We start from the raw sequence: 13187 nt of genomic DNA, 5'->3' as shown, positions 1-13187 counted from the left end.
CACCCTTCTATTCATTCAAGTAATTGCAGATAAGAATCAGGGAGCAAAGCCCCCTGTTCGTATGGGTTTAAATACCGCGTGTTATGCCTTGGCGTCTTGACTTTCCGAAGTCGCTGCGTACCAGATTAGCAGGCCAAACGCAATTTTATTTACTACGTCAGCTAGGTTGTACACTAAGTTCAGAGAAGCTTCATCAACCGCTCCCATCATGTACCCCAAAACGTAGCCTAGAGGATAAATCGCCCAACCAACGGTTACGATCCAACGCATTAGGTTGTAAGCAAATTTCACTGAGTCGCTAGCTTGATGCTTCGCTGCTCTGCCTGCTTCGCCGAGGAATATTTCGTACAGGATGTAGAACCACCCGAGCATGCCGATGACGAAGCCCACTGTAACGCTGATATAGCCGACCTCACCCAAGAAGCCTGCAATTAGCATTACCAGAGTACCAACAAGAAGGCGCCAGAATATACCAGCGGAGGCTGCACCTATAGCACGAAGTATGAGATAAAACTCAATCATCAGCAGTGGGACAGTAAGTAGCCAGTCGATGTAGCGGTAGACAGTTGGTGTTTCGCCTGTGGCGACCCAAACATCTCTCATGTAGAAGTAATGAACTGCTGCTATCAAAGTGACCAATGCAGAAACGGTCAATGACGTCTTCCACTTCGCTGTTACTCCCTGCGTCTCCCACAAGAAGAAAACAGTTGAAGCCATCAAGGCCATCGAGATTAGCCAGAAGGAAATACCCACAAAGTCATTGGGTTGCAAATTGGCTGCCGCATTTGCTGCATTAGGGAAAACTATAGCGGCTGCGGCCAATATTATGTTGAAATGCAAGTTACGCTTACGATTCCATTTAAGGAGCGGTATAAAATTTTTAACCAGATTTTCCATAATAGTCTCACTTGTTGCCGTTGGTTTTGCGAGGACCACACGTTTAAAACTATCTCGCTTCTCAGAATTGGTTACGAAAAAATTACTTTGAATGATCAATAAGTAATGCTCAAAAAAATAATAGTTGACATAATCACGTTGTCCAGAAAGGACTTCGTAACTCCAAAATCTACCAAATAGAAGCGTAGAGCCAATCTTCTAGGCCATTATTACCTGCGAGATCCTAATCAAAAAACCGCTTGAATAAGGGATGATTGAAACTCTAAAAGTCAAATTTAAAAACAGCCTAGTAATTAAAAGTGCAAACTAAAAGTTATTAATATGTTAATCATAAATATAGAGTTTTAATTGATTAACCTTAAAATTTAATATGTAGAAAAAATAAAACACAAATCAATCATTAATATACTAAGCCAAATACATAAATAAAATTTGCTATAAAATTCAATTTAATTTAGTGTGTAAAAACAACAAGATTGAGAAAGGAAAAATCGAGATAAAAATTAAAACAAATATCTTGTAAGAAAGTTCAAAGATAAAAACAACTAAATTAGACATCAATCTATTGAAAGATCTCAACCATTCGATGTGTAACGTATCCATTTATTGGAATAAAAATTAAAAATACAACAGGCTTAAAGTGAAAAAAATAAATACTATTACGCTTTTAATAGCGTTAGCAACTAACAGCTCCTTTTCTTTGGCAGACCCGAATGAAATGTCGATGATGAATGGCTCTCATGAGCATAAATTTAAAGCAAATGGAGAGCTTTCAGGGCAAGCGGATATTTTGCTAAACATGGCCTTAAATAGCATGTCCCCTACCCAACTGAATAGCCTAGCAACAAACTATTTGAAACAAGTAGAAGATATTGATGTGTCAGGCCCAAACTATGATGAGGAACGCACTAAAAATGACGCTGTAAAACAAGAAGTAGCAGAGTCTATTTTTTACTTATTAAAACATCAGCACGTTTCCAACCCAAGATTCATACCAACAAGCAATGGTATTACCGGATGGTGTCTTAAAGACCCTAAATCAGGCTGTAATGGTCCTATTAGCCCTTTCGGGACAAATGCTCGCATTGATGAAAGTAAAGCACCGAATGGTGGATATTCCCTTATTGTTGGAAAACCCAATACTGAAGCTACTATCACAACATTATTACAGACGGTTCCAGGGCATACTTACACTCTATCCTTCGAAATGACAGGGGAATTCGTAAAATATCCCGGCCTTTCTTATACCTACCAGCCTGTAAACTCTGTGGTCAACGTCGGTGGTGAGACTGTGTTTTTAAACAAACAGCATCCTCTTTTTAAAACAGAGTTTTGGATTAGAGGAAATCTTGGTTACTCATATGCACCTTGGGACAACCGAGAAAATGGTCGAGACCACTGGGAAAAAGTTGAATTACAGTTTGTTGCATCTCAGCAGCAAACATCGCTCAGTTTTACTAGCAAAGCACTAACAAGCGATGGAGCTCAAACTTCACCGTTAATGCTGTCGAATGTTATGGTTTTCGATGACGTCACTGCCGACAAAGGAGTGAGTGATGGCAAAGTCGCCTTGATTGCCTCTTCTGGTGTCGCAATTTTGGGCTCAGCGGCAACCGCTGTATACCTTGCAAAGAAAGGGATTATAAACAATGTCTTTAACAATCTTGGTTATACTTCAACCTCTGTTGGTCCAGGCACTGAGACAATGCACCTAACACGAGCACTTGATGATATGTATGAAATTGTGCAGGGGAACGGTGGGCAACAGGTTCTGGAGAATTATTTAACGTTCCCGACTCGTGAGTATGCTGAAGAATATTTCAGAAATGCGGTAACACCAACCGATTTAAATTACATGGCTCAGATGGGTTTCCGCAATGTAGAAACTGGTATGCCAGCGGACCAACTCACATTCGAGGAAAGTGCTGAGTATATTACAAAGATCGTTTCTAAAACTGCGCCAATAGAAGAACAAACAGTTATAAAGTTTGACTCTCAAGTACAAGCCGCAAACTTCGCAAGACAATTGGATTCATATCTTCTTAGAGAAGAAACAGCGGAACCTGGCATCCATCAATATGTCAATAGCATTAGTGTGATGATTGGAAAAGAAGAAGCGAATGCGGTGATAGCAGAACACGAGTCTGTGATAATTTTACACAGTGCTTCTGAGTTCGAATTTGGTTCGGCTGGTCAAATGGGAATTGGTGAATTTGTATCTCGTTTCGCTATCTCAAACGGATTCGATCAATATATTGTTGATAGTCTACCTTTTATATACAATTCTTCTAGATTAGCGGGTATTGGTTGGAGCTCTATTCCCGAGGATGTAAGCTTTTTAGCATCTAGTGTTATTCACAATTCATACCAACCGGGAATGACAGTAGAAGAATTTTCATCGGCGGCTTTAGAAGCTTTAGAATTGGCAGGCGTTATCGCAGCATTATAATTTTTAACTAAGGTAGTCAGTGCCAAAAGTAAAGTTCTAGGTTTATTGCTTTTGCAAAGACTAAAAAGCTCGCTTCATTGGATGAGCGAGCTTTTTCTTTCTTAACAATAGCTAATATAGTATCCATCGATAATTGGTACTATATCATCAATCCAATAACAAAATAGTCGCGTTAACTCTTAAAGACTACAAGCTGATGTTGGTTTAGCGCCATTCCTTATTTCATTTCGCGATAAAACACGCTTTTTAAACAAATTAAACTTTATTCTTTCCTTGCGATGTGCGGTAAAACTAACTTGTAACTGAGCCTCTTCACCAAGAGCTAAACCGTCGTTTTCACTCATGTATTGATACCATGAATTATTCTCTAGATCATTAAAGTTTTCTGGTATCTGACCTAAATAGCTAACATCTGCAGTAGTGATATGAGGCCATGCCGCCAACTGTTCTTCAAACAACGGAGTACACGATTCACAAGGAAGTTGGTTCACAAACACAGTTAAACTTCCCCCCGATTCGAGGTCTCCACTGAGAATATCTTTTTCGATTTTTCTCATTGCTTTTATTTCAGCATCATTTGCCCTTGCATAAGATGAAGCTCTAAAATAACGACCGCCACTATGATACTCCTCTTCTGTAATCTTTCCCGTCACGAGGCGCTCATTAGCCCTCATTTCAGCCTCAATTTTTTGGGTAAAGTCAACATTATGACCTTGTAAGCCCGGAGTTGGTGTCTCACCACTAAAAGAGTGATATATACGAGTAGCACGTTCTCCATTTGGCATTGTGTAATGATATTCAAATCGTGCAATCGACTTTGAGCCGACTCTCTGGACACCTCGCTCTACATCACTTTTTTTAAAGTTGGCCGGAGATACAATGTCAATATATGCCTGACCATAAGAGTCAACAATTCTATCTACAGTGTCATTAAGTAATGTAGTGGCTACGCTCTCAGAGTCAGTAACCCGGGAAACATTGACATCGGCAGAAAAAACGGAAGCAGAGAAGATAGCAAGCGGCAGCGCTATTATTTTTGTTTTATTATTCATTGTTTTTTCCTTAATCTATCTCACAATATTCAGTTATAAATGCCTCTTGGCTCGCGGCAACCTCTTCATCTTCCCAGAGACCTTCCGCTCCTAATTCAGCAGCTTCGCTAGTAGTAAAGAAGTCAAACGAACTCAACCCCTCCATCGCCACCGCTAATGGTAAAAGCGTATTAAGCAAATTAGTTAAGAAGCTTTTTTGCTGACTGGTGTGGGAATATTTTGGCGTTATCGCTTGAGAGAACTCTTGCGTATACCAAGTCCAAAGTGCTTTGTCTGTCATATCAACAAAACACTGATTTCGTGTATTCTGTGAGCCTCGGTATTCAAAGTCTGAATTACAAGGGAAGTCAATGTAACCCACACGATCAACAAGTGCTGCTGAAAGGCGTGCTAATCGATACTGTGTTTTGAGATATTTACGGTTATGCTTATATGGATTAATAACAGAATTAATAGAACCGTTTAATACCGTTATTAAGTACTCTTTATCACTTTCCGATATCTGATTTAATCGATAAGTATCATTCAAAAATCTATCAATGACATCGGTATAAATCCCATTTCTTCTCCAACTAGATTCTTCGATTATATGACTCTTATCTCGCACAATTTGAACTGCTAACGCAAACTTTGAAACTAGTGCATGTACATTAAAACTATAATAGTCATCTTCAGCTGAGAAAATACTCCACGCTTTGTGATAAATATCAGGATCAACTTGAGCTTTCACGACATTTGCTCTAACAGCTAACGGGTCGTTGTGGTAGAAAAAGCTGCCTGGGACAGAGACACTACCCGGATTAAGTTGAACTTCGGAAAACTCGACTTTTGGCCTCGCTTTAGTGTAACCGGCTTCCTTGGTAAACAAACTCAGGGAAACAGTTTCAGACGGTTCTGCATCATAATGGCTTTTAAAGTCTCCCCAGGCTTGTTGCCAAGTAATGTCATTAAGTAACCACTCTGAACTGTAGTCGATATTAGAGTAGTCTGAATCTGGCTGTAGCAGAAATATATCTTTTACATATTCATCGGTATACCTCTTTGCCGTATCGTTGTGGTGAAGTGCCTTTATAAACGTATCAGCTTGTACAGCAAATGTACTCGATGGGTAGGGTGCTATTGCCATGATTGCCAATAGCGATGTTTTCTTTATCATTCTTTCTTTTCCTTCTGATATTATTTCAAATGCATTGCACATGAAAAACAAATATCACACTCACAAAACTATATGTTTATAACAAACAGTCGATTTTTTGTAATTATCACTGACAAGAATAATTTAAGTAATTATTTTCAACGATTACTTTTCAACTAAAATAACAGTGATAAAACAATCAAAAAAAATCATTGCCATAATGTATTTTATAATTACAAGTGCGTAATTTTAGTCCTATACTTAAGTATTATTTTTAATCCAGCATACTAAACCTAACGACTACTAAAAAATTAATCAGATATAACCTTAGCGAGCCACTCAAATGCGTACATTTTCTTTAGAGATCTATCAAGCACCGCTTAATGCGATCATCACTGGTAAAAAAAAGTTGAGATCAGAACCAATAACAGTTACGAAAGTGTCGCCTATGACAAGCTTAAAGCAGGCGATCAAATCGCTTTTCAAGTCATATCTGGTCCTCCTTTTGTAGGCTTAGAGATCATAAAGCCGGATGCACTAACCGTCGAAGTACTGGATGTCCGTCACTATAAAAACCCGAGAGAGCTTTTGGTTAGCGAAGGGCTAGAGGTACTCTCTACTTTGTACTCCACGTTAGATGAGGGTGTAGAATTACTCTTTAGCTTTCATGAATATAGAGAGATGATCCCCATTCATGGAATTTTTGCCATTGAAATACGTGTGCTCGACAGTATGCAGACTCAAAACATTTAAAGCCCCCTTTTGGGGACTTTAAATGTTAAGCAAAGTGACTCCCTACAAATCTAGCTCGCTCATTTCAACAATGCCATCGATACTACGGGCATCAAGGGCTGAAATTATGTAGATAAGTCGAACAGGCTGCGCATCACCTGCAAACCTCAACGCTAATTTATTCTTCGAGGCGCGTTCTGCCTCTTCAATCACGACATATGTACTGTTAGCGATCACCAATTTCAGCCGGTTTCCTTCGTGTTGAATGACAACTTGGTCACGATCAAAGTCCGATAAGTCAATAAACGAAGCATGGCTGTTATCGTTGATGAACACTTGTTTGTACCGACCAATAGCATCATTTATGTCGTAACCATTACTGCGGCCCGATGTCGAAAGAACAATAGCATCTGTCCCTTCGAGTTTGACCACTTCAATCAGCTCACCACGAGTAGGCTCCGAAATGAGTGACCAAGCATCGCCAGTTCTAAACACATCTTGGTAGCTTCCTATCGAGATACTCCCATGTTGATCATCGGATTGAATCAGCTCGTTGGTTTCTGGTACGAAGAACAGTTCACGCACTACAGGGCCTTCCACCGAGCCAATCCAAATGGCTTGTCCTGATTTGCCAAGACGAATCTCTTTGCCCGTTTCGACCACAAGCCAGCGATCACTGTTTTTGCCTAGGTGAATAACGGCCCCCGTTTCAAAACGTTCTGATAAAGTGTTTAGCATCCCCTCGTTCTCTATCAGCCAATGTTCACTGACTTCGACGAGCTTTGGCGGTTCATTCGCCGTCAACTCAAACACCAATCCGCTCTCTGTTTCTGCTCGATAACCGTCATCACTCACATAAACATCCGTCAAAGCCTCGCCAATCAAGTCAGACTCAACAGGCTCAGTCAGTTGTCCGTCGGCAATGAATCGGAAGTCCGGTGTAAAGTTATACATTTGTTCTAAAGAGAAAGAAGGCTGAGCATATAACTTGCCTGTCATTGGCTCAAACAGCCAAACAGATTGGTCGTCTTTCTTACCAACCAGTTTTAGTTGCTTATCGCTCCATTGGTTTGGTATTAAAACAAACTGCTCACTTGACGGCAGATACCACGCTTTTAGAGCTTTACCATCAAAATCTGACAATCCAAAAATCATAAGCTGATGTTTGGTGCCGTTAAATTTGGTCACCAACGTATCTTGCCAGTTGTACTGATACTGCTCCATCCATTGCTGGTTAATTGCGATCAGGCTTTTCGTACCTTCAGGCGTTAACACATGAATTTCGCCATTGTCACTCGCGATATAGACATGCTCGTGGGCAGTAACCTTGTCACCTTCTTTTAGAGTAACGTTTTTAATTCGTCCCTCTTTTTGAAGGTAAATAGATTGTTCTCTCTCACTATAAAAATACGCGACATCCTCATCGACAAGCAGCAGCTTGAGCTCTTCCATAACAGGCAACGTACTCACGACTGTTGCCTTTTCTTTACCAACAATGCTCCACACTGGCGTTTCACCTTCAACGGCAACTTTAACGGTATCAGCCAGTTGTGTTGGCATTTTCTCGTAAGCCGAAAGATCAAATGGTGTAAATTCGCTCGAGCTCATGGAATCCGAGATTAAGCGTCTGTGATCCGAATCGACTGGCGCAACAAGAGCTTGGTACAACCGCTCATTGCCATGAATGTCTGTCAGCATTAACCCGCCTTCCGTTAAACGGTACAGGTATTTAATTTGCGACTGATCAGGCATATGATACGTGGCAGCAACATGAACAACGTTCGCCTCCGTCCAAGCATTGAAGCTGACAGAAATAGAAGGCCTAGACGGCTGGAATAACGTGTAAAAGCCCGTCATCTCGCCAGTGACAATATCAACTTTCCATAATAAGCCATACTGCTGATTAAACAGCCAAGCTTCATCAATGGTTGCCGTTAGCAATTGCGCTTGCTGCGAGAGTTCGACAGAAACATCGCGGCTCACTATCACACGATCATTATTAATGTCGTAATAAGCGGTGCCAAGAGGTTCTCCGGCTTCTTCATAATTATTGATAACAACATAATCACCAAGAAGCTGATGCTTTTCAGCTAACGCTTCAAGGTGCTCAATAACATGAGAGCTGCTCTCTTCTTTTTGAGCGTCTGTTGCGATCAACGACAGTGTTAAGTCTTCCACTTGCCAGATTTCACCTTGGTCTGTAAACACTTCGACAACTGACTCGCTCAACGAGGAGATATCAAGGGTGACGGTGCCAATTTTCAACACACCATTCGTCACTTCAGGTGTGGCTCCCTTAATAGCTCTCGCGTCAACTACCCACTTGATCGATGCTGCAGAGTCTTCTGAAAGCACGAACTTCGCGTGCGGCTGTACAATCAATTCTTGTTTACCCGATTCAGCACTCAGATGGTAAGTCAGCTTTCTCAAGCCAAGCTCTTTAATCTCTGGCGTGACAACAATACGCTCCATAGCCCCCAGCTTTACGGATACCGTGTGCGGAACGAACTGCTCTCGCATAGTGCGTATGACATATTCCGATGGGAAAACGTAAAAGTCGAAGTCGAAATCAAGATGCGTTTCAAGCGATCTTAATATACTGAATCCTTGGTCGTTCCTAGTGGTCGAGCCTGGTAGGATTTCATAGTCATAGTCGATGTACGACTTGCCTGTTGCAGGTAGCACTAATGTGGAGCTGTGGGAATCGATACCAACGTACGAGCCATAGCCTAGGCGCTCTCTTAGCGGTAAAGCCTTAGACTTGTCTCTCAATGCTTTTGGTAGATCGCCCGCCCAAAAGAAGTAGTTCAACCAACCGGACCCGGTTTTACCGTGCTTAGAAGAGTAAAGGGCTTGACTACCAAGCTCTATTTGCCCGTTTGATAAATCAATTTGGTTAATGACCGCGCCAGGAATTGGCAACAAAACGTTCTTCTCAGCATCATAACGGTATCCACCTTCACGGTAAGCATGATCGACTTGATAGAAGTAGCGCCCTACTTGTTGCGCATCCATCGCAATATCACCAAACGCTTCAGCTAATGCAGTAAAGCCCACCGCTAAACCACCGACGATGGCTCCAGCTTCTCCCAGTACTAAAGCAGTCGTAGAAGCTCCCGCAATACCAGCGCCCAAAGCGGCCCCGCCGATAGCAGTGCCGACCGCATTGAAACCAAGCTGAGTCCCGAAGATTGCTTGTTGTTGAGCATTTTGCGCATGGGCAAGTTCATAAGCGCTTAAACTGACATTCACAGCACCAAATACCAATCCAACGCCCTGATTCGCAATACCTGATAGGCTGTTTACTGTAGCGTTAACAAGCTCAGCATCGGTAGCAGCGGCAACTTTAAATAAATTCACCATGTGCTGAGCATCCATCAGAAGGCCGTGGGAGATTTGTCCTGCCATGACGTAGCTGTGAATCTCCAGCGCTTTCTGTAAGGCACTGCTTTTCTCGCCCGAGATTTGACTTCTTTTTTCGTTTTGAAACCAAGTGATAACCGACTGAACCGCAAAACCTGCATTCAAACCATCGAATCCTTGCACGTCTTCAAATTCAAAGGTTGGAACACGTTGGCCAGTGCGAAGATCAAAGCGAGCCTTAACGTTGGCATATTGCTCATGGAGATACTCACTCACTCGGACCAACTCTCGCCCTTGAATTTGTACCCTTTGTTCCATTGCCCCATCTGGTGAAACAAAAGTGATAGCGGAATATCCGGGAGATGACTCCTCGATGCTCCCTATCACTGGTAACCACTCTTCTGGCAATCGATACTGAGTTCTCGCACGTTCTACAGCGTTAGATAATAGGCTGGCATGCTCATAAGCTTTAACTTTGGTTAGATTCATTCTCAGAGCGAGATCCTGTTGTACTCTGCTCTCTGAGTTTTCTAAAACGATAATAGACTCATCATCGTCAATCGTCATGATCGATGCATCATCATCAATAGTGACAATGGAATCCTCGTCGCTCACAGTAACGATAGAATCTCCATCTCCCACCGGGCTAAGCGGCTCTGAAGAAGAGAGGTCGAAAACCTGCTGACCGGGTAAAATTTCTACTAGAGACATTTTGGATGTATCAATCGCTAACACATTGAATTCAGGGTTCGCCTTGGTCCCCATTGATAGATAGTACTCCGCCATCTCATGCATCACAAAATGCGCTTCTAACGCTTTTTTGAGAGATTTCAGCGAAGAGAATTCAACAACAGCAAAGTTAGGATCATAGAAGTAAAAGCGCTTCTGTCCCATATCATTGATCGCAGCAACACCAACTGAATGTGTACTCGTATTGACCGCCAGTGAGACCTGTCCTTGCTCAGAGAGCCCACGGTTTACGGCCGCTATAATGCCCGCAATATCGAGTTGGCCGATCATTTGGCTGCTTTCTCTCGCTTCATAATTCGAGTGCAGGTTTCGTAGTGCATCTAATAAGAAATGGCTTTCCGCATCATGTGGGTTTGCCGCACCGATAAACAGCTTGTCAGAAAAGTTTCGGATAGACTCTGTACCCCTAGACATCGCAACAGACATCGCGCGCACCAGAGGGTAACAACGCCCACTACCATCACCCATCAGCGTCAGCACAAACCCTTGAGGTAGGCTCGCGACGACTCGGCCACCTAAACGAGACATTTCTCGATTAAACTTAGCGGTAAAATCTAAGTTCTTCGTGATGTTCTCTTTGGTAATCTGATTGCTGATTCGCCTGATTAGCGCTCCTTGCTGCCGAGCATCGAGATCATTAGATCCCAATAGCAATAGCTGCTTTTGCGTCAGAGTCATTGAATCGTCGTAATCAGGAATCCAAATCGCTTCAAAATTATTGTACCCGTCCTCGTAAGCGGCTTTTTTACTGCCTGATAGATCTTTTATTGCTCTCTCTTTTACCAAGAAACGTTGGTGTATTTGGCCCTTATCAAAATTGCCAGTCCTTAGGCTGTTGTCTGTAACAATGAGCTGCCCTAGGCCACTTTCTGACTTTTGTTGTACGTTTAGCCACATCTGATCGACCTGCTCAGACAAGGTAATCAGTGATTGAGCATTGTTGTCTAGCTCCAACAAGCTGGCACGCAGTAACGATAGCTTCTTCATCGATTGTGCGTTATTTGAGTTACCGGGTAGTTTTAACTTGGCGAGCTCAGCAATTCTTTGTCTAGCAAGCGATTTTCTCTGCGCTGAGATCTTCTTATTTAGTTGAGTTCTCAGCTCATTCCACCGCTTTAAGCTCGAGTGCGTTTCCAGTACTTTTGCTTCCATTGGGTCATAAGGTAGGTCTTCAATCTGAGCCGTAGACAAACCAAACCTTTTTGCCAGCTCAAGCACCTCTTTCTGCAAGCTTGTACGATTTTGCTCAAACAGTTGCGTTAAATTTTCACCGACTGGCATAAAAGGCACCGCCGTTGTGGAGCCCGTACGACGCACCTCTAAATCACTAAAACTATTGAATGACTGCTTCTGTACGACGCTTTGCCAACCTTTTTCATTAAAAACAAAGAAGGTGACATCGAGCCCTTTATCAAACTTGGTCACATCTCCAACGCGATACCCTGAACTTAAATCTCGCAATGCAACAACATCATCGTATAAAGCGTAGGCGTGCGGACGCTTGTCGAAGTAAATACGATAATGATCAGCGTCTTGATCGACCACCACAATCGTTCCTCCATTGTTGGAGGCCGCCACTAAAACCTGGCCGACTCTGGCTGACTTAGCGACATCGACAAACGAAGGCATATTGTCCATCAAAGGCTCACCAATCACTCTTAACTTGTTACTGCGCGATAGTTCATTACTCTCAAAACCTAATTGGAATCCATCTGTGCCGGACTGCATCATCGGCCTACCTTTGTGCGCTGAGTACTCGCCGATAAGTGGCGTGACGTCAAGCGTATGCTCTTTGAGGAAACGTTGCGGATCGCGTATAAAATCTGAAGCCGCACTCGTTGAGTCCATTTGCTCAGACTTATAATCAAAAGCAGGATCAAGCAGAGGAATGCGCGCAGGATCATAACCATGAGCACTGAGTGCCTCAGGTAACAAGATTGCTAGGCTCTCACCGCCAAATAGGTTTTCAAGAATCGCATCGGTCGCAACAACCGATCTTGCACCACCGTGGCTAGAAAAAGCGAAACGAGAACTTTCTGAATAGTTTCGGCCCTTAGCGAGTGAAACCATTCCCAATGGAGTGTGTTCAACCCAAGCTTGTTCCGGGATACTTTGCGCTAAAAAGTCGATGACTCGTTGAGCATTATTGATGTCCGCACCTTCAAGATACAACACAGCTTGGTCCGTCAATGAGCCAAAATATGCCGGCCCCATAATTTTCGCCTGCCTAACAACATCTGCGACTTCACCAGAGTACAAATGGCTGAAAGCGCTAATCACTTGCGGTAAGTACTCTTTGGTAAAATTGAGGGTAATTCGAGAAGTAAAAAGAGACCGAGATTCTGGCTCAGAATAAAACGTTTCTGGAATAAAACGGGCAGAAGTCGCGCTGCTGATAAAGCTTAACTTGGAAACCTCTGAAATTGGGCGATCGCTAAAGCCCTGCACGTTGATCGTTAGATCGGAAGAAGACGCATCGAGATGGTGCAACATTTGATAGACAATCTCACTCTCCTCCACATTCAGAGGCACCAAGACAGGAGGTTTCGTTGAAGAGTAAGCATCATAAAAGTCTTGATGTACGTTCGACTTCAACAATATGTATTGCTGGCGAGCCTTGACCGTCCAATGCCCTTCTTTACTCAACGTTGATTTGATATCCGATACCAGCCGCCTGTTTGCTGGACTGTTTAATATTGAATCTCGCGTCCTACGCATAGCGCTTAGGAAGGCGTTAAAACCGGCTTGATACTGCCTTTCTTCAAAAGTCGAGGACGAATAAACTGAGTTTGATATATGGATATCATTC

General features: G+C 42.6%; 5 protein-coding genes and 1 pseudogene. 2 read left to right on the top strand and 4 right to left on the bottom strand.

From position 1 onward, the window contains the following. Nucleotides 1-81 precede the first annotated feature (81 nt). Complete coding sequence (locus KIO97_RS10425) at nt 82-897, bottom strand: bacteriorhodopsin-like (RefSeq protein ID WP_373417318.1); 816 nt, start codon at nt 895-897, stop codon at nt 82-84. Nucleotides 898-1537: 640 nt separating this feature from the next. On the opposite strand from KIO97_RS10425, the gene KIO97_RS10420 reads away from it, so the two are divergent. Continuing rightward, nucleotides 1538-3346: a hypothetical protein gene (locus tag KIO97_RS10420; protein WP_228173998.1), complete on the top strand. Its 1809-nt coding sequence runs from the start codon at nt 1538-1540 to the stop codon at nt 3344-3346. A 179-nt stretch (nt 3347-3525) separates the two neighbouring features. On the opposite strand, the gene KIO97_RS10415 is transcribed toward KIO97_RS10420, so the two are convergent. Continuing rightward, complete coding sequence (locus tag KIO97_RS10415; RefSeq protein WP_050905082.1) at nt 3526-4398, bottom strand: hypothetical protein; 873 nt, start codon at nt 4396-4398, stop codon at nt 3526-3528. A 10-nt stretch (nt 4399-4408) separates the two neighbouring features. Beyond that, the gene (locus tag KIO97_RS10410) at nt 4409-5554 is read right to left on the bottom strand and encodes a hypothetical protein (RefSeq protein WP_285382381.1); all 1146 of its coding nucleotides are present in this window, start codon (nt 5552-5554) and stop codon (nt 4409-4411) included. Between the two features lie 322 nt (nt 5555-5876). Here KIO97_RS10410 and KIO97_RS26955 point away from each other — a divergent pair. After that, nucleotides 5877-6286 (top strand): annotated as a pseudogene (locus KIO97_RS26955) (hypothetical protein). A gap of 42 nt (nt 6287-6328) precedes the next feature. Here KIO97_RS26955 and KIO97_RS10405 read toward each other — a convergent pair. Next, nucleotides 6329-13096 carry a TcdA/TcdB pore-forming domain-containing protein gene (locus KIO97_RS10405; RefSeq protein WP_285382418.1) on the bottom strand — a complete coding sequence of 2256 codons (6768 nt, stop codon included), beginning with the start codon at nt 13094-13096 and terminating at the stop codon, nt 6329-6331. Between the last annotated feature and the right edge of the window lie 91 nt (nt 13097-13187).

It is taken from the genome of Vibrio sp. B181a, assembly GCF_030248375.1.
Classification (GTDB): Bacteria; Pseudomonadota; Gammaproteobacteria; order Enterobacterales; family Vibrionaceae; genus Vibrio; species Vibrio campbellii.
This window is presented reverse-complemented; position numbering and strand designations above follow the sequence as displayed.